At 72.8% G+C, this 17,394-nt stretch carries 17 protein-coding genes; 8 read left to right on the forward strand and 9 right to left on the reverse strand.

Annotation, left to right across the window (positions count from 1 at the left end; genetic code table 11):
- Nucleotides 1-1,085: 1,085 nt before the first annotated feature.
- Nucleotides 1,086-1,652 (forward strand): hypothetical protein, encoded by a 567-nt coding sequence (locus tag ACIRVF_RS38290; protein ID WP_402828853.1) that lies wholly within the window; start codon nucleotides 1,086-1,088, stop codon nucleotides 1,650-1,652.
- 140 nt (nucleotides 1,653-1,792) lie between these two features.
- On the opposite strand, the gene ACIRVF_RS38295 is transcribed toward ACIRVF_RS38290, so the two are convergent.
- From ACIRVF_RS38295 to ACIRVF_RS38305, 3 genes are read right to left on the reverse strand one after another with little or no spacing between them, the layout of a single operon-like run.
- Nucleotides 1,793-2,530, reverse strand: a complete 738-nt coding sequence (locus ACIRVF_RS38295; protein ID WP_402828855.1) for a hypothetical protein — start codon at nucleotides 2,528-2,530, stop codon at nucleotides 1,793-1,795.
- A 7-nt stretch (nucleotides 2,531-2,537) separates the two neighbouring features.
- Complete coding sequence (locus ACIRVF_RS38300; RefSeq protein WP_402828857.1) at nucleotides 2,538-3,320, reverse strand: hypothetical protein; 783 nt, start codon at nucleotides 3,318-3,320, stop codon at nucleotides 2,538-2,540.
- Nucleotides 3,317-3,805 (reverse strand): GNAT family N-acetyltransferase, encoded by a 489-nt coding sequence (locus tag ACIRVF_RS38305; protein ID WP_402828859.1) that lies wholly within the window; start codon nucleotides 3,803-3,805, stop codon nucleotides 3,317-3,319. Before ACIRVF_RS38305 ends, ACIRVF_RS38300 begins: the two co-directional genes overlap by 4 nt.
- Before the next feature lie 280 nt (nucleotides 3,806-4,085).
- Between ACIRVF_RS38305 and ACIRVF_RS38310 the strand changes: the two genes are divergently transcribed.
- From ACIRVF_RS38310 to ACIRVF_RS38325, 4 genes are all read left to right on the forward strand, one after another.
- Nucleotides 4,086-4,931 (forward strand): class I SAM-dependent methyltransferase, encoded by an 846-nt coding sequence (locus ACIRVF_RS38310; RefSeq protein WP_402828861.1) that lies wholly within the window; start codon nucleotides 4,086-4,088, stop codon nucleotides 4,929-4,931.
- The gene (locus ACIRVF_RS38315) at nucleotides 4,924-5,676 is read left to right on the forward strand and encodes a hypothetical protein (protein ID WP_402828863.1); all 753 of its coding nucleotides are present in this window, start codon (nucleotides 4,924-4,926) and stop codon (nucleotides 5,674-5,676) included. Before ACIRVF_RS38310 ends, ACIRVF_RS38315 begins: the two co-directional genes overlap by 8 nt.
- 93 nt (nucleotides 5,677-5,769) lie before the next feature.
- Nucleotides 5,770-6,492 carry a hypothetical protein gene (locus tag ACIRVF_RS38320; protein ID WP_402828865.1) on the forward strand — a complete coding sequence of 241 codons (723 nt, stop codon included), beginning with the start codon at nucleotides 5,770-5,772 and terminating at the stop codon, nucleotides 6,490-6,492.
- 76 nt (nucleotides 6,493-6,568) lie between these two features.
- Nucleotides 6,569-7,987, forward strand: coding sequence for a M64 family metallopeptidase (locus ACIRVF_RS38325; RefSeq protein WP_402828867.1), 1,419 nt, complete (start codon nucleotides 6,569-6,571; stop codon nucleotides 7,985-7,987).
- Between the two features lie 164 nt (nucleotides 7,988-8,151).
- Here ACIRVF_RS38325 and ACIRVF_RS38330 read toward each other — a convergent pair whose 3' ends face one another.
- A complete protein-coding gene (locus ACIRVF_RS38330; RefSeq protein ID WP_402828869.1) occupies nucleotides 8,152-9,111 on the reverse strand; it encodes a helix-turn-helix transcriptional regulator in 960 nt (319 codons plus the stop codon).
- Between the two features lie 113 nt (nucleotides 9,112-9,224).
- Between ACIRVF_RS38330 and ACIRVF_RS38335 the strand changes: the two genes are divergently transcribed.
- Nucleotides 9,225-10,790, forward strand: coding sequence for an MFS transporter (locus tag ACIRVF_RS38335; protein WP_402828871.1), 1,566 nt, complete (start codon nucleotides 9,225-9,227; stop codon nucleotides 10,788-10,790).
- Here the strand turns inward: ACIRVF_RS38335 and ACIRVF_RS38340 are convergent.
- The 3 genes from ACIRVF_RS38340 to ACIRVF_RS38350 all read right to left on the reverse strand — a co-directional run bounded on the left by ACIRVF_RS38340 (nucleotide 10,760) and on the right by ACIRVF_RS38350 (nucleotide 12,401).
- A complete protein-coding gene (locus ACIRVF_RS38340) occupies nucleotides 10,760-11,110 on the reverse strand; it encodes a hypothetical protein (protein WP_402828873.1) in 351 nt (116 codons plus the stop codon). The genes ACIRVF_RS38335 and ACIRVF_RS38340 overlap by 31 nt on opposite strands.
- Nucleotides 11,111-11,127: 17 nt before the next feature.
- Nucleotides 11,128-11,487, reverse strand: coding sequence for a hypothetical protein (locus ACIRVF_RS38345; RefSeq protein WP_402828875.1), 360 nt, complete (start codon nucleotides 11,485-11,487; stop codon nucleotides 11,128-11,130).
- A 362-nt stretch (nucleotides 11,488-11,849) separates the two neighbouring features.
- Nucleotides 11,850-12,401, reverse strand: a complete 552-nt coding sequence (locus ACIRVF_RS38350; protein WP_402828877.1) for a DUF1772 domain-containing protein — start codon at nucleotides 12,399-12,401, stop codon at nucleotides 11,850-11,852.
- A gap of 357 nt (nucleotides 12,402-12,758) precedes the next feature.
- Here ACIRVF_RS38350 and ACIRVF_RS38355 point away from each other — a divergent pair, with 357 nt between their 5' ends.
- Nucleotides 12,759-14,255 (forward strand): MFS transporter, encoded by a 1,497-nt coding sequence (locus ACIRVF_RS38355; RefSeq protein ID WP_402828879.1) that lies wholly within the window; start codon nucleotides 12,759-12,761, stop codon nucleotides 14,253-14,255.
- Nucleotides 14,256-14,263: 8 nt separating this feature from the next.
- Here the strand turns inward: ACIRVF_RS38355 and ACIRVF_RS38360 are convergent, their stop codons facing one another.
- On the reverse strand, nucleotides 14,264-15,901 hold the full coding sequence (locus ACIRVF_RS38360; RefSeq protein ID WP_402828881.1) for an alpha/beta hydrolase: 1,638 nt from the start codon (nucleotides 15,899-15,901) through the stop codon (nucleotides 14,264-14,266).
- A 170-nt stretch (nucleotides 15,902-16,071) separates the two neighbouring features.
- Here ACIRVF_RS38360 and ACIRVF_RS38365 point away from each other — a divergent pair, with 170 nt between their 5' ends.
- The gene (locus ACIRVF_RS38365) at nucleotides 16,072-16,506 is read left to right on the forward strand and encodes an SRPBCC family protein (protein WP_402828883.1); all 435 of its coding nucleotides are present in this window, start codon (nucleotides 16,072-16,074) and stop codon (nucleotides 16,504-16,506) included.
- On the opposite strand, the gene ACIRVF_RS38370 is transcribed toward ACIRVF_RS38365, so the two are convergent.
- On the reverse strand, nucleotides 16,496-17,335 hold the full coding sequence (locus ACIRVF_RS38370; protein ID WP_402828885.1) for a hypothetical protein: 840 nt from the start codon (nucleotides 17,333-17,335) through the stop codon (nucleotides 16,496-16,498). The two genes, ACIRVF_RS38365 and ACIRVF_RS38370, sit on opposite strands and share 11 nt — an antisense overlap.
- Between the last annotated feature and the right edge of the window lie 59 nt (nucleotides 17,336-17,394).

Genomic DNA, 17,394 nt, shown 5'->3' on the forward strand with positions numbered 1-17,394 from the left:
GAACCAACCTGCACGCCCCACGCCCGCCCTGCTACCCGTACCAGGGCCGTCCGGATGGCTTCACCCCCTCCCACGCCACCCCAACCCCACCCACACCCCCCCAACCACACCACCCCAACCCCACCCGACACCCCAACCCCCACCCTCACCCACACGAGTGCCCCACACCACCCACCCACCCCAGAGAACGACACCCACCCCTCCTCGACCGAACGAGTGACCCACCCACCCCAGCCCCACCACCACAGCCACCCAGGGCGACGGAGAGACCCCCGGACAACGGGAACATGCCGGACGACGCGAGTGGGCCAGGCCGCGGGCTGGCCCGTGCCTGCGGGTCAGGTCACCGAGCAGGCCAAAAAAGACGCTCGACCTGCCGCCGTCCGCGCCGGGGCTGGCAACGGCCCGCCCCCAGTTGGCGCCGCCCGCCCCGCACAGGCCCCCGCCCCCCACCTCCGGCGCCATGTCGTCCACCAGCGCGCAGACCTCCGGACGGGCCTGAGCGTCGGGGTACTTCTGACTACGGGCCATCGTTGGCCCGCCGATGTCATTGGTGCCGTCGTCGTTGAGCCCAAAACCCCACCCGACGCACCGCGGACCGCCACCGGCGCCGATGCCGGCCGGCCGGCGGGCACTGCTGAGTGCGGGGGCCGGTCAAATCGCTCCGGCCACCGCCCGGTAGCGTCTACCCCTTCGGGCGCCATCAGCGCCTGGAGTTCAAAAGGTGAGTGCTGATGACACGTGGCGAACTGCCTGTCGTGTGGAGCCTGCCTCCTGAGGATGCCCGAGCCGGATGGCGGGCCTTGTGGTGGAGCGTCGGACCGGGCAACGACCTTGCGGTGATGCTGGTTCAGGAACGGAACCTGCGCCGTTCCCCGCATGTCAAGGGATGGCTCGGATGGAGGGTCACGGGTCCGTGTGACGGCGTATTGGTCACGATCTCGGGCGGGACGGAGGACCGCACCCCCGTTACCGGCATCCCCGCGGGGACCGGACACCTGGCCCTGCTTCCGGGGGCGCGGTTCTTGTTGGCGTCAGGCCGGACGGGCCAGGACCAGAACGGGATCTGGGAGAGGAACGCGGTTGTGCACTCCCCCGAGGGTCACCCGGTGAAGCGCTTCTGCATCGGCGATGACATCGACTACCTCATCACCGACCGCCACGGTGGCATCTGGACCTCCTACGGTGACGAGGGCATCTACGGCGACCACCCGGAGACCAGCGCCGGCCTGGCCTGCTGGGACACCGACGGCACCCTCACCTGGAGCCCTCAGGGACGGCTCCCCGTATGGCCCTTGAGCGGAAACGCGGGCGCCACCGAGGCGGCGGCAGCCTGGCTCGCCTGGTACAGCCACAAGGGTGCCTTCATGTCCCGAGTCGATCCCGCCACCGGCGACGTCACCAGCTACCGCAACCCGCTGAGAGACACCGACGGCATCGCCGTCCGCGGCACCCGGATGCTCCTCAGCCGCCGGTCCCACAACCGTCCCGAGGTCGAGCTGAGCCGCGCGGAACTCATCGGCGACGCCTGGGTGATCACCGCTCAGGAGAAGCTGCGACTACCGGGCCCGGTGGTCAGGCGCTGCGCCCAGGGCCGCGACGGTTTCCTCTGGCTCCGCGCCGGTGACAGCTGGGTACAGGTGGAGGCTTGAGCCGTCAACGCTCGACCGCGGGCCGCTGCTTGCACCGCCGCGCACGATGTCGGACCGGGGCAGCCGATGGTCTCCGCTTCCAGGACCGCCGCGCCGCCGATCTCGCAGCCCGGATCGCAGCTCCGGCAGGCTGATCCGCGCTACCCGGGGCGAAGGACGGGCTCGATCTCGGCGAGCACGTCGTACAGCTGACGGGCACCCGGCGCGACGCGGTCGTCCGTGTCCCGCGAAATCTCCGCGCATATCCGCATCGCGTTGTCCCGGTCCTCGGCGAAGACGCTGAACACGTCAACGACTGCCGTGTGGATCCAATCGCTGTGATGCGGGTTGGCGACCGCCATCGCGGAGGCGACGATCGTCAGCCCGATCCTGTCCTTTCGTCGGAACAGGGCTTCCGCGGTCACCCGGGTGACGAAGGTGTCACCCGGGTCGAGCACGAGCTCCAGCAGTGGCCCATGGGCCTCCTGCATGTCGGCGAAAGCCGCCAGGCCGTGCCCGGCATCCGCCCGGTCGCGGTAGTCCTGGCTTCGCCCGAGCTCGCGGAGCGCCGCGAGAGCAGCATGCCGCCGGTCACTGTTCCCCTCCAGCAGAGCACGCAGTCGCCTGACCTCAGCGATCAGCCGAGGCATGTCCTGTCGCGCGGACGCGATGAAATCGAGATCGGCATCCAGTTGCAGGTCCGGACCGACCTGGACCTGCTCTCCGTCGGTGAACCGACTGAGATAGATCTCATCGTCTTTCACGACAGTCGCTGGGGCGATCTGGATGCAGCTCGCCCCGCCGGTCGCACCTCGGGTCTCCAGCACAGGAATCCACGGGCCCGTGGACGCGGCCGCGATGCGCACCTCCATGGAATCGAGCTCTTCTTCAGTCGGCATGACCGGATCATCCACCCCGACCTGGCAAAGCGTCCATGGTGTCGGCGTACTCGTTGAGTTGGAGGACGGGCCTGGGCCGCCGCATCAGTAGCAGGTCCTCGCCCCAGGCGTCCAGCACCGCCGCGTGGCCGGCAGCGCGGGCAGCCGCCTCCACCCGGGCGAAGAGCCGCTGCTGCGCCGCCACTTCGCCGGTCGCGGTGATCCGGGCGACGGTGTCCAGCAGGGCGGCGCTCTCCCAGCCGGGCAGCGGGAACCGGTCCAGCTCCCAGGCCAGGTACTTGTTGTAGGGGCGCGGGCGGCGGTCCAGGGTGAAGAGCAGGAGCAGGAATCCGACGCTCGCGGCCGCGTCGAGGTGGCCGGCGAGCGGGTTGCCGTCGCGGTGGTTCTTGACCGAGCGGTAGAGCGCGTTGGCGTAGGCGTCCAGCAGAGCGGCGCCGGACCGGAAGGCCTCCTCGGCGCCGAGCCGTCCCGTTGCGGCGACGATCCGGCTGACCTCCCCGTCGCAGCGGTCGACCAGCACCTGGGAGCGGGCGGTGGCGTACCGCTCCCAGGCGGCGGGCCGGCGGAAGCGTTCGAGGGTGGTGACGACCAGGTCGAGCCGCGCGGAGCGGTAGCCGTCGAGCGCGGCCGGCTCGCTCGCCGCGTCGTCGTCGTCGAGGATGACGTAGAGGTCGTGGTCGGAGTGACGGGTGGTCATGCCGTCGTGGGCCCGGGAGCCCTTGAGGACGAGCCCCGCGACGGCCGGGTCGGCCGTCGCATCGGCGACGAACGCCTGGAAATCCAGTGTCACGCCAGGTCCTTGCGCATCAGGGTGCACATCGTCTCGTACCGCTGGAGCGAGCCGTCCTCGGCCTCCACGTCCCAGGAGTCGAGCTCGCGGCCGAAGGCCCGGTAGCCCAGGCGTTCGTAGAGGGCGCGGGCGCGCGGGTTGCTCTCCTCGACGCCGAGTTCGGCGCGGGTCAGGCCCCGGGCGCCGATCCGCTGCTCGGCGGAGCGGACCAGCAGCGTGCCGATCCCGCAGGACTGCAGGGCCGGATGGACGCCGAGTTGCCAGAGCGTGCCGGCGCCGGGCTTGACCGTGTAGTCGATGCCGCCGACCGCCACCGGGAGCCCGACCGGCGTGCAGACCGCCAGGTAGTCGATCTCCCCCGCCTCGGCGCGGCGGATCTGGTGGACGAGCTCGCGCACGTGCTTGGGTGAGCCGGCCCAGGTGCAGGCCGGCAGGTCCGCGTCGGTGAGGCCGCGCACCGACAGATGCAGCCTGATCTCGGTCATCACCGCATCCCTTCGACTCCGGCAGTAGCCGTTTCCCATTTCAGCAAGCCGGTCCCCGCGCCGTCCAAGGGGTTTCGGACCGGCCCCGACGTCAGGCGGTGATGCCCGTGAGCGGGGCGCCGGCCCAGCACACCCTGGACTTCCTCTTGGAACCCTGGTCCACCAGCGTCCGTGCCGTCGTCGCGCCAGGCCGCGAAGTAGAAGTGGACGGCCGACCTCGGCGGCAGGGAAACCGAGGAGAACGGGCGCCGACCGTCGCCCGCGCCGATACCGTGGCCGGATGGATCAGAGCGAGCGGGACCTCCACGCATCGTCGTTCGGCGCGGCCGCGGCCGCCTACGCCGAGCACCGTCCGGACTACGCGCTCGATGCGGTGAGCTGGGCGCTGGGGGCCGCGCCCGGTCCGCGGGTGCTCGATCTCGGGGCGGGAACCGGCAAGTTGACCGCAGTGGTGGTCGCGTCGGGAGCGGAGGTGGTCGCGGTCGAGCCGGATCCCGCGATGCTGGCGGAGCTGCGCCGTTCGCAGCCGGCGGTCCGGGCGCTGTCGGGCAGTGCCGAGGCGATTCCGCTGCCGGACGCCTCCGTCGATGCCGTGCTGGCGGGAAACGCCATGCACTGGTTCGACATGGCGGTCGCGGGGCCCGAGATCGACCGGGTGCTCGCGCCGGGCGGGGTCCTGGCGGGGTTGTGGAACGTCATGGACGACGAGGTCGAGTGGGTGGCGGAACTGGCCCGCGTCAGCGGGCCCGCGGCCGTCGGACCGCGGGACACGCCGGCCAGTTGGCGGGCCGCGACGGCCGGGGCGCACCTTCCGAAGCCCGCCGGGACGCGCGGAACGCGGGAGGCGGCCGGGACCGACGGGGTGGCCCGGTTCGGTTCGCCGGAGCAGCGGCTGTTCCCGCACGGGCAGCGCCGCACCGCGGACTCCCTCGTCGCGACCCTCGGGACGCGCGCCGGGATGCTGGTCATGCCCGAAGCGGAACGGAAGGCCGCGCTGGCGCGGATCCGGTCGTTCCTCGCCCGCAGGCCGGAGACCGCCGAGGGCGAGTTCACCCTGCCGATGCTGACCGCCGTGCTGCGCGTCCGGCGGTCGAGGGTGCGGACGCCGGGCGGTGGCGATGCCTGAGGATTCGCCCCCCCGGGACGCGCCCCCGCCGACGGATGAGCCGCAGGAACCGACGGAGCCGACGAACCCGAAGAAGTCGGCAGCCTCACCGAGCATCCGCAGCCGGCTCCTGGCCCTGGCCCGCGTCCCGGTCCTGCTCGCCGGCCTCGCCGTCACGGTGCTCGGCTTCGTCCGGTTCGTCGACGTCTTCCAGGAGATCCACCTCTACCGGACCGTGCCGACCTGTGCGACCCCGGCGGCGCGGCCCGGAGCGCTCTGCGCGACCGTGGAGAGCGGCAGGGTGACGGAGCAGTGGAAGGAGCCAGGCGACGGCTCGACCACCTACAAGCTGACCGTCGCCCGTGAGACCGCGCCGGTCCGCAGCTACATGGTGGGCCAGGCGTTCTACGAGGACGTCAGCCCGGGCACCGTCGTGGAGCTGAAGATCCTGCGGGGCAAGGTGCTGGAGGTCAGCTACCACGGGCACCGCGCGCGAGCCCTCAACTTCCCGTGGCTGAAGTGGATCGAGTTCAGCGTGGTCATCGGCGCCGGGGTGGCCCTGGTGCTCGCCGGCGGCTATCTGGACGAACTGGTACAGCTGGTGGGCATGTTGGCGGTCACCGCGGCGGTCACCGCGGTCGCGACCGCCATCGGCGCGGCTGTCCTGATCACCGTCCAGTGGCCACTGGTCATCAGCCTGGCCATCGGCGCAGCCCTCTGGCTGCTCGCGGTCTACACCGGCCACCGCACCATCGAGGAGTCCTGACCCGCCCGGCCGCCCACCCGACCCACCTGCCCGCCCACCCGTCTGCCCACCCCGCCCCGCCGCACTGTCCGACCCCCGCACTACGCTCCCCGCATGACTGCCGCACCGCACCTTCCCGGTTTCGAGGACGACGAGCTGCTCGCGGGCGAGGACCTCGCGAGCGAGCCCGCCTTCTGGCTCGCCCACCTGCTCCTGGCGCTGGGGCACGACGTGGAGGAGCCGGAGGCGTACGGCATCGCCCGCGACGCCTACGACGCCATGGTGGAGCGGCTGTTCGTCACCGAGACGCCGACGCTGCTGCTGCGGGTGCCGTTCCGCCACGGCCACACCGCCTGCGTCGTCTACCAGAACTTCGAGGACGAGTGCGACACCGACTTCCTCGTCCACCACCCCGCCTGGGGCCGGTTCGGCTTCCTCGGGCAGTTCGGCCCGCACGGCTCCGGACCCGGACTCTCCTGGCCGGAGCTGGTCAACCTGGCGCGGTCCGAGGGCGATCCGGGCGCCGAAGGGCTCCAGGACCACGCCCAGCGCTTCCTGCTCCTGCTCCCGGCACTCGGCGACGCGGACACGCCCGTGGAGGAGGCCCGGCGGACGGTGGCCGAGGCGCTGACGGCGGTCGGGTTCCGGCCGGACTCCGTCGGGGAGTTGGCCGCTCAGCTGCTGGGCGATCCCGAGCACCAGCCGCGCTGGTGCCTGACCCCGGACAGCCCGATCCCGATCTGCTCCTCGGACTACAGCCCCCGGCAGATACCGTTGGCGCTCGGCATCACGGAGGCCCAGGCCCGCACCCTGGCGGAGGCACTCCGCGGGCACTGAGCACTGCCGAGCGATTGTCAGGTCCCGAACAAGGGAAGGACCCTCCCCACACCCGCCGTCCACCGGGAGGACCCTCGTGCACACCAGGACCGCCAGTACGGCCAATACGGGCAGTATGGCCAGTACGGCCAGTACGGCCAGTACGGCCAGGACCAGCAGAACGGCCAGGGCCGCGTCCGCCCTGCTGACCGCCGCCCTCGCCGCGACCCTGTTCGGCGCCGCCCCCGCCTGGAGCGCACCGGCGGACGGCCTCGGTACCGCGGCGGACGGCCGGGGCGCGCCGACGGCGGACGCACCCCGCCGTCAGGTGGAGGTCTTCGCCGAGGACGGCGGCATCTCCCGCGCCACCGCCCCGACCGCCTCCCCCTACCTGGCCGCCCCGGCCGCCGGCCTCGCCGCGCCGGACGGCGACGGCGAGGTCACTTCCCTGGTCCGCAACGGCGACCCGGCCACCAAGCTGGACGTGGTGGTGGTCGGCGACGGCTACTCCGCCCAGGAACAGGGGAAGTTCCGCACCGACGCCGCCGAGAAGTGGCGCGAGATCACCGCCGTCGAGCCGTACGCCACCTACCAGCGCCTGTTCAACGTCTGGGCGGTGTCCGCCGTCTCCCCCGAGTCCGGCGTCACCGGCGATCCGGACCGGGCGACCGTGCGGCACACCGCGCTCGGCTCCTACTTCTGGTGCGACGGGGTGGAGCGGCTGCTCTGCGTGGACGAGAAGGCGGTCGAGCGCTACGCCGCCAAGGCCCCGCAGGCGGACCTGGTGATCGTGGTGGCCAACAGCGCCAAGTACGGCGGCGCGGGCTACAACGACGTCAAGTCCCCGGTGGGCTACGAGGGCATCGCCACCGTCGCGGGCGGCAACGCGAAGTCCGGACAGATCGCGGTGCACGAGACCGGGCACTCGCTGGGCAAGCTGGCCGACGAGTACGCCTATGACGGCCAGGGCACCTACCAGGGCGACGAGCCACCGGAGGCCAACCTCAGCACGTTGACCGCCGACCGGATGAGCGACCAGGACACCAAGTGGGCCCGCTGGCTGGGCCAGTCCTCGCCCGACGGCGGGACGGTCGGAACCTACCAGGGCGGCGGCTACTACCCCACCGGGCTCTACCGGCCGACCGAGAACTCGATCATGCGGTCGCTCGGACGGGAGTTCAACCTGCCCGGGCGGGAGGCGATGATCGCCGGCTTCTACCGGCACGCCACCCCGCTGACCAGCCCCACCCCCACCGGCAGCTGGCTCACCGCCGCCGACCGGCTGACCGTCGACCTGCCGGTGCCCGGCACCGTGTTGCGCTGGTACCTGGACGGACGCGAGCAGCCCCGGCTGCGCGGGCGCACCGCGCTCGACCTCGACGCCCTCCACCTGACCGGCCCGCGCTCCCGGCCGCACCTGCTCAGCGCCGTCGCCACCGACCCGACCCCGGCGGTCGCGGACCCGGCGCTACGGGCCGAGCTGACCGGCAGTCTGTCCTGGCTGGTGACGCGCTGACCGGCCCCACCAGGAACCGTCCGGCCGGCCGTTGACGGCGCACGCCGCGCCGGAGCACGCCGCGCCGGAGCCCGCCCGCCGTCCGTCCGCCCGCCGTCCGCCTGTGCGAAGGGTCACGAGGCGGCCGCGGCCGTGACCATCAGGACCGCGACCACCGAGCAGCTTCAGGACGTGCCGCGCTGACGTACTGCGCTGAAGACCTTCTTCGAGCGGCCGCTCTCACCGCTGACCGGCGAATGGTCGTCACACGACGGGACGGGCACGTCCTGGTCGGAGCCGGTGAGGGCGCCGAGGAGGTGGAGCGCCTCCTCGGCGGGACTTCCGGGCGGGGCCGTGTACACCACCAGGAGGTGGTGGGCGGCGCCGGGGACGTGGAAGGTCTCGTAGTCGAGCGTGACGTCGCCGACCGCGGGGTGCCGGAAGCGCTTGGGGCCGTGGGTCTTCTCGTGCACGTGGTGGCCGGCCCACAGCCGGCGGAAGGTCTCGCTGCCCAGGGACAGTTCGCCTACCAGGCGCACGAGGTCCGGATCGTGGGGGTGCCGTCCGGCGGCCATCCGCAGGATGCCGACGGTGGTGCGCGCGGCCTCGTCCCAGTCGAGGTGGACCTCCCGCGCGTGCGGGTCCAGGAAGATGCGCCGGGCCATGTTCCGCTCGCGGGGGGCCAGGTGGGGGAAGTCGGCGATCAGGGCGGCGGCCGGCCGGTTCCAGGCCAGAACGTCGTTGCGGTCGTTCATGATCAGGGCCGGGGTGACCGGAATGGCCTCGACGATCTGCCGCAGTGCCGGCCGCAGCTCCTCGCTCCGTCCGGCGGCCGCCGCCCTCGCCACCGCCCGGCGGGGCGGCCGGGCCAGGTCGTACAGGTGGGCGCGCTCGGCGGGTCCGAGGCGGAGCGCCCTGCCGAGCGCGTCCAGCACCTCGTCCGAGGGGCGCTCGGCGCGCCCCTGCTCCAGCCGGACGTAGTAGTCGGTGCTGAGCCCGACGAGTTCCGCGACCTCCTCGCGGCGCAGGCCGGGCACCCGGCGACGGCCGGTCTCCGGCAGGCCCGCGTCGGCCGGAGACACCAGGGCGCGCCGGGCGCGCAGGTAGTCGCCGAGGCTGCCGGTGATCGCGTTCCTGTTGGCCATGCGCCCCAGTATGGAGGGCTCCGGCGGGCGAGCGGCGACCGGAGGGTGGCCCTGTCGTTCCCAGGGAACGGCGGACACTTCATGCCCCGGCAGCTCCCGTCGACGATCGGGGCATGTCCACTCCCTCCTCTCTCACCACCGCCCGCCGACCCGGGCCGGACGGCTCCCGACCGGCGGACGACGGCGGCCGCGGCTACTGGCCCACCGTCGTCGCGGTCGCGTCCGCGAGCATGATGCTGCCGTTCTCCGTGACCGGTGCCGCCGTCGCACTGCCGAACATGGCGGCGCACCTGGGCTCCTCGGTCGGCGCCGCCCAGTGGATGCTGAACGCCTTCAACATCACCTTCGCCGCCCTTCCGCTCGCGGCCGGCAGCCTCGCGGACCGGCTCGGCCGACGGCGCGTCCTGCTGACCGGCATCGCCCTGGTCGGGGCGGTGTCCCTGCTGGTCGCGCTGGCGCCGTCGATGGCCGTCGTCGATGCGGCCAGGGCGCTCCAGGGGGTCGGGGCCGCGGCCGTCCTGGCCTCGGGCGCGGCGGTGCTGGCCCACTCCACCTCCGGGCGGCGTCGCCAGCTGGCCTTCGGGGTCCTCGGCTCCTCCTTCGGTACCGGCCTGGCGATCGGACCGCTGCTCGCCGGAGCCCTGGTCGACGCGGTCGGCTGGCGCTCGGTGTTCGTCCTGGTCGCGGCGATGTCCGTACCCGCGTGGCTGTGCGCGACCCGCGCGCCGGAATCCCGCTCCGCCGACCGGCCCGCTCTCGACGTGGCGGGGGCGGTCGCCTTCACCGCCGGGCTGGCCTGCCTGTCCTTCGCCTTCGTCCGGGCCGGGTCCGCGGGCTGGGGCGCCCCGAGCACCCTGCTGCCACTGGTCGCGGCCGTGGCACTGGTGGCACTGTTCGCCGTGGTGGAACTCCGCCGGGGCGACCGGGCGATGTTCGACGTCCGCCTGCTCCGCCGGCCCGAGTTCCTCGCGGTGGTCTGCCAGCCCTTCACGGTCACCCTCGGCTTCGTCATCCTGCTGGTCTACCTGCCCGCCTACCTCCAGGGCGTCGCCGGCTGCACCGTCCTGACCAGCGGACTGCTCCTGCTCCCGATGACCGCCCCGGTGCTGCTGCTGCCGCTCGCCGCCGGTTGGCTGGCGACGCGCACCTCGGTACGGGCGGTGCTGACCTGCGCCTCCGGGCTGATCGCGGTCGGCGCGCTGCTCCTGACCACCCTGCACGGCAACGGCTCGTGGCCCGAACTGGCGCTGCCCCTGCTGCCCTTCGGGGCCGGGGTGGGGCTGGCGTTCGGAGTCATGGACAACGCCGCCGTCAGCACCGTCCCGGTCGGGAACGCCGGAGCGGCGGCGGGCATCTTCAACACCATGCGGATCACCGGCGAGTCCGTCGCCGTCGCCGGGGCCTCCGCGCTGCTCACCGCGCTCACCGCCGCCCGGTTGGGCAGCGGCGGTCTCCCCGCCGGATCGGCGACCCGGGTCGCCGGGCAGGCCGTCCAGGGGCAGCTGGCCGAAGCGCACCGGGCCGCCCTGACGGAGGGGCTGACCAGCGCCTTCCACACCCTCGGACTCGTGCTCGCGGGGCTCTCCGCGCTCGGTGCGGTACTCACCCACCTCGCGCTCGCGCCCCACCGGGCGGTCCCGGAGCCCCGTCAGGTCGGCGGCATCCGGTCCGGAGGCTGAGCCCGGTCGGAGGCGGCCCGCCAGATCCGCCCGTCGGGGAGGTTCTGGCGGGCGCCGAGGAAGTAGTCCAGGCCGTCCGCGAAGCCGAGCGGGCCGAGCAGTTCCTCCAGCGGCCGCCACAGCCGCGCCGGGACGGGATACCCGCCCGCCATCATCCAGTCGTCGTCCCCGAGTTCGGCCGCGAAGAGGTGCCGGATCCGCAGGTAGTCCTCCCGCCCGAACCGGCGGGAGGAGTGCTGACGGTCGTCGGAGCCGTAACCCTCCAGCTCCCAGAGCACGTTGTGCCCGTCGGCGAAGGGATAGGCGTCATCACGGTCCACGGCCACACCCTATGTCCTCAGACGGCGGGCCAGCGGCGCTCCGTGCCCTCCGGGGGGCGGCGCCGCAGGGGGGCCAGTTCGCGCTCCAGCGTCCGGACGTCCCGGGCTATGCTCGCCGCAAGTTCCCTCGGGGCGGTGTCGCTCGGCAGCCGGCGCGTCCAGGAACGGGCCTTGGCCGGGCCGTCCTGGACCATGTGGAAGGTGAGGCCCACCACCCCGCCGACGTCGGCCAGGTTCACCAGGATCCGGGTGTCGGCGAGGTCGATGGTGACCTCGTTGCCGATGCAGGAGCAGGCCACCAGGCCCTCGATGCCCTCCTCCGCCAGGTACCTGGCCAGCGGAACCGCCCTCCCCCGGACCAGAAACGGACGCCCCACCGAACCCACGGGACCCGCCTCCTCTCGCCGTACGCGTGCCGCCTCGGCCGGGCGCGAGCGCGCCGCAACAGACCGGACTCCGCCCATGCTCCACCACACCGCCGAAAAGCGCCAACTTCGTGTCTCGCCAAGTGAATTGAGCGCATGCACCCGACCGGCGCACCGGCGCACACCCGGGCGCACCGGACGGCTCACGACACCGCGCACGGACGGTCCGCCGAGGGTCCGCCGACGGTCGGACCGGCGACGACGGGACGGGGGCCGACCCGGGAGGCACCCCCTGGCGCGCGAAGTGCCCGCCCGCGCGAGGCGGACGGGCACGGGGAGACGCGACGACCGGCCGCCCGGCTCAGCGGCCGTCTTCAGCGGCTGAACCGTCCGTGCAGCACCAGGGAGCGGGTGAGCGCCAGCAGACCCGCCGTGCACAGCGCGGTGCGGAGCATGTTCGTCGCGACCCACGTGCCCTCGAACTCGGCCCGCACGGCGGCGAAGTCATGGATCCGGGACGGGTCCCCGGCCGCCGCCAGCTCGTTGTTCAGCGGGATGTCGACCCCCAGCGTCACCACCAGCGCCACCACGTACAGCGCGGTCGCCGCGACGGCCCAGAGCGCCGCCCGCCGACGGCCCGACCCGTGCTGCAGCCAGGCTGCGGCGCCCGTCGCGACGAAGGCGCCCACGAAGACGAGACCGAACGCGCCGTTCTCGATCGACCTGTTGATGTGCTGCATCGCCGTCACGTACGTCCGGTCGTCACAGGCCGCCAGGCCCGGCATCACCGACACGTCGAAGGCGAAGAACAGTCCCGCCATCAGCCCCATCGCGATGGTGGCGCCCACCAGCACCGGACCGGCCGCCCTGCCCGGCCCGGCCCCGGGCGCCCGACTCCCGTGCTCGGCACCGACCGGAAGGTCCATCACACGCGTACCAGCCCTCATGACCACCCTCGCTCGAAGACACGGAGGAATCCCTGACACCGGCCCGTCGAGGGCGCACCGCACGCCCGGCCGGTCCGACGCGATCCGCGGGCTCCGGTGCTGTCCCCGGCCCGACCGGTTCGTCGTCCTGCCGTCGATTCAACGGCCCTCCGAGCCGGCGGACCATAGCCGCCGCGCTCACGTCCATGCGTGAGCGTCTACGCCGCCCGGCCGCCCGGCCGACCCCGCCCGAGCGGCGGCCCGGCCGCCGCCGGGGCATCATGACGAGGGAGTCGCCACCGTTCACCGAACGTGACCAGCACGCGGCAGGCAGCCGGCCGGCGAAGGAGGCCCGTCATGACCGACCCGTCGAAGCCCTCCCAGCGAGCCAGGCGGCAGCCACCCCCCAGGGTGATCGCCACCGACGTGCCCGCCCGCCTCGACCGGCTGCCCTGGTCACGCTGGCACTGGCGGGTCGTCATCGGACTGGGCACCGTCTGGATCCTGGACGGCCTGGAGGTGACGATCGTCGGAAACATGGCGGGCCGGCTCGCCCAGAACGGCAGCGGCATCAGCATCACCACCGCCCAGGTGACCACCATCGCGGCGGCCGTCTACGTGGCCGGCGCGTGCAGCGGGGCGCTGTTCTTCGGCTGGCTGACCGACCGGCTCGGCCGCAAGAAGCTCTTCATGGTCACCCTCGCCGTCTATCTGGCCGCCACCGCCGTCACCTCGCTCTCCTGGACGGCCTGGTTCTTCTTCCTCTGCCGCTTCTTCACCGGCTTCGGCATCGGCGGCGAGTACGCCGCGATCAACTCGGCCATCGACGAGCTGATCCCGGCCCGGGTGCGCGGCCGGGTCGACCTGGTCATCAACGGCAGCTTCTGGGTCGGCGCCGCGATCGGCGCCTTCGCCTCGATCGCACTGCTCGACACCTCGCTGTTCGCGACGGACCTCGGCTGGCGGCTCGCCTTCGGCATCGGCGTGGTGCTGGGCCTGGTGATCCTGCTGGTGCGCCGGCACGTCCCGGAGAGTCCGCGCTGGCTGTTCACCCACGGCCGGGCGACGGAGGCCGAAGAGGTGGTGGCCGAGGCGGAGGAGGCGGTCGAGCAGGCGACGGGGCAGCCGCTGCCACCGGTCACCGGGGAGCCGATCCTGATCCGCGAACGCGAAGCCCTCGGCTTCGGCACGATCGTCCGCACGGTGATCGCCCGCTACCCGCGCCGCACCACCCTCGGCCTGGCCCTCTTCATCGGACAGGCCTTCCTCTACAACGCGGTGACCTTCGGCTACGCCACCATCCTGACCACGTACTTCGCCGTCCCCGAGGGCAACACCGGCTACTACTTCGCGGTGATCGCGGTCGGCAACTTCCTCGGCCCGCTGCTGCTCGGCCACCTCTTCGACTCGATCGGCCGCAAGCCGATGATCGCCGGCACCTACCTCGGCTCCGGCATCCTGCTCTTCGCCACCGCCGCCCTCTTCCAGCGCGGCTCGCTCTCCGCCACCACCATGACCGGCTGCTGGACGGCCGTCCTCTTCTTCGCCTCGGCCGGGGCCAGCGCGGCCTACCTGACCGTCAGCGAGATCTTCCCGCTGGAGACGCGCGCCCTGTGCATCGCCTTCTTCTACGCCATCGGCACCGCGGTCGGCGGCATCAGCGGCCCGCTGCTCTTCAACGGTCTGGTGAGCAGCGGCAAGGTCTCCGACACCACACTGGCCTTCTGCATCGGCGCCGCGCTGATGACGGCCGCCGGCCTGGTCGAGGCGGCGATCGGCGTGCGGGCGGAGCGGCGCAGCCTGGAATCACTGGCTGCGCCGCTGAGTGCCGTCACGCCGCCGGAGAGCGTGTAGGACAGGCCCTAGCGGAGGGCGCCTCGCACGGCCTCCGGGTCGGTGGGCGGGAGCGGGCCGGTCCGGTCGGCCGTCAGTGCCTTGGCGGTGGCGGGTGGCGGGGTCACGTAGACCGGGGCCGGGTCGGCCTCGGGAGCGCAGGTCCTGGCGATCCGTCCCCTGCCCTGGGGCAGGCTGCCGTCGCGCAGGTAGGCGGTGAAGGTGTCGTCCAGGCAGGCGTTGCCGTGGAAGAGGATCTCGTGGAAGCTGCCGCCGTTCTGGACGACCAGCTTGGAGCCGGGCAGCGCGTCGTGCATGGCCAGGCCGCCCTGGTACGGCGTGGCCGGATCTTCGGTGGCCTGGAAGAGCAGCACCGGGGGCAGGTTCTTGCCGGTGATCTTCAGTCGGCCGGCCGGGTTGCCCTGGTAGGGCCAGAACATGCAGGCGGCGTTGTACCACATGTTGTTATAGGTGTAGAAGGGCGCGGTGGCGTTGACCTTGGCCTGGTCCTTCTTCCAGAACTCCCAGTCGCGCGGCCAGGCGTTCTCGGTGCACTGGGCGGCGTTGTAGGCCGGAAAGGCCCCGTCGTCGGTGCCGGGGGCGGCGTACCTGTTGTAGGCGATGGTCAGCGGCCGGGTGTCGTGCTGGGTGAGGTAGGCGGAGAGCACGGTGGCCATCCGGGGCCAGCGCAGGAAGTTGTAGCCGCCGCTGTAGAAGGTGTCCTCGAACTCGGCGGGGCCGATCCTGCCGGTTGCCGGGGCAGCGTCCGCCGGTTCCTTGCGCAGGGCGTCCTCGACCTGGTGGTAGGCCTGCTCGACGGCCTTGGCGTCGGTGCCGAGGTGGTAGACGGAGTCGGCCTTGGCGGTCCACTCGGCGAAGGCGTCGAAGCGGCGCTGGTGCTCCTGGTCCTGGAGGACGTTGTGGTCGTACCAGCTGATGGTCGGGCCGACGATGCTGTCCAGCACCATCCGGCGCACGTGCGAGGGGAAGAGCTGGCCGTAGGTGGAGCCGAGCGAGGTGCCCCAGGAGCCGCCGTAGAAGTTGATCTTCGGCACGCCGAGCGCCCGCCGGATGCTGTCCAGGTCGCGCGCGTTGTCGACGGTGGTCATGTGCGGCAGCAGCCAGGACCAGTCGGCCGCGCAGTCGGAGGCGTAACCGGCCGCCTTCTTCAGCCAGGCCTTCGAAGTCCCCTGGTCCAACTGGTAGTCGGGGCGCTCGGCGTCGAAGTAGTGGGCGTCGCAGATGACATGGGGGTCGCTGCCGTTGGTGCCGCGCGGGTCGAAGCCGATCCAGTCGTAGGTCGAGGCGACGTCCGCCGGGATCTGGCCGGAGATGTAGGCGGGCATCCAGAGCCCGGAGTCGCCGGGGCCGCCCGGGTTGAGCAGGATCGGGCCCTGCTGCTTGTCCTTGGGGGCGGTGGCGGGCAGCCGGTTGAGCTTGATCCTGATCTTGCGGCCGCGCGGGTCGGCGTAGTCCACCGGCACGTCGAGCATGGCGCACTGGAGCGCCGGGGTGGCGGTGTCGTTGCAGGAGCTCCAGACGAGCTTGCCCTGGCCGGAGTCGGCCAGGTCGGGGGCATCGGGCTCGACGGCGGCGGCGGGGCCGACGATCCCGCCGAGGGTGGCCACGGCCGCGGCGGCCGAGAGGAGGGCGATGGCTTTTCTCATGAGGAGCATGATGTGACATGTGCAATGGCACATCCAGGGGGTAAACCGGACTTTACCGAGCTTTGACCATTTCCGCGGACCTCAGCACGTTCCGACAACGGCCGCACAGCACATGGGCTGGTCCGCCCCGCCACCACCCCTGGCGTCACCCCGTCCGGTTAGGCTGCGACATGGCCCGTTTCGAACTGACCCGCCGCAGCCCGCTGCCGCCCGCCGACTGCTGGGCGCGGCTCACCGCCTGGCCCCGGCACGGCGACCGGGTGCCGTTCACCCGGGTGAGCGTGGTGCGGGGCACCGGGCGGCAGCCCGGCGACGTGATCCTGGCACGAACGGCCCTCGGCCCGCTGGGCTTCGACGACCCGATGGAGCTGGTCGCGCTGGCGGAGCCCGCGCACTGCCGGTTGGCCAAGCGCGGGCGAGTGGTGCGCGGCAGCGCCGAACTGCGGATCCGCGCGGCGGGCACGGGCAGCGAGGTGGTCTGGGCCGAGGAGCTGCGGATCACCGGCCTGCCCCGGCTGTTCGACCCGGCGGTCGCGCTCGCCGGGCGGCTCGTCTTCGGCCGGGTGCTGGACCACCTGCTGGCGACGGCCCCCGCTACGCGCTGAGGGCCCGCAGGCTCAGGTACTGCCGGCGCACGTAGTGCCGCTGGTCGCCCTCGACCCTGATCCGGTCGTGCTCCACCAGCCGCTCCGCCTCCGCCAGCGCGATCCCCAGCGCCAGGCCGTCCCCGTCGCGCAGGAACACCCGGTCGGCCAGCGCCGCACGGCGCACCAGGTACTCCCGGCTCAGCCGCACCCGCCGCTTGACGGTCCTCCCCAGTGCCACCAGGTCACGCCGCTCCTCCTCGATGTCCGGCGCGTCCGCGTAGGCCAGCTCCGGGGCGGGCGCCCCGTCGGCGGGCGGGGTCCAGAGCGGCAGCGGCGGCAGCTGGGGCAGTCCGCGCACCCTGAGCACCTCGTTGGCGAACTCCGGCAGGTCGACGGGCAGTTCGTGTTCGACGAAGACGGCGAACAGCTCGGCCAGCGCCCTGGGCGGGACGCCTTCCGGGGCGTCCTCCTCGGTGACGTGGATCCGGCCGAGCCGCGGGCCCCAGAACCGGCCGGGCGGCTCGGCGAGGCGCAGCCGCAGGGTGAGGTGGTGGGTGTCGTTCTCCTCGTCCCGGCCGAGTTCCATCGCCAGCCCCCGGACGTCCGCCCAGGCGTAGCGGCGCGGCACCAGCAACCGCACCAGGGTGAGCCCTTCCCCGTCCGCGCGCAGCCAGTACGCGTGGGGCGCTCCGAAGGCCGCGACCGCGACGATCGCCGCCATCACGAGGAAGGCCGCTCCCCCACCGACCGTCCCGGTCCCGGCGAGGGCGACGGCCACCACCAGCCCCAGCACGGAGCCGACGCCGGCCAACTCCCCCCGCTGCTGCATGAACCACAGCCGCACCACGTCCCGGCCCCCCTTTCGCCGCCCCCACGCTCCCGAGCGGGACCGGCCTCCGGCAACCG

The sequence above is a fragment of the Kitasatospora sp. NPDC101157 genome, assembly GCF_044768255.1.
Lineage (GTDB): Bacteria > Actinomycetota > Actinomycetes > Streptomycetales > Streptomycetaceae > Kitasatospora.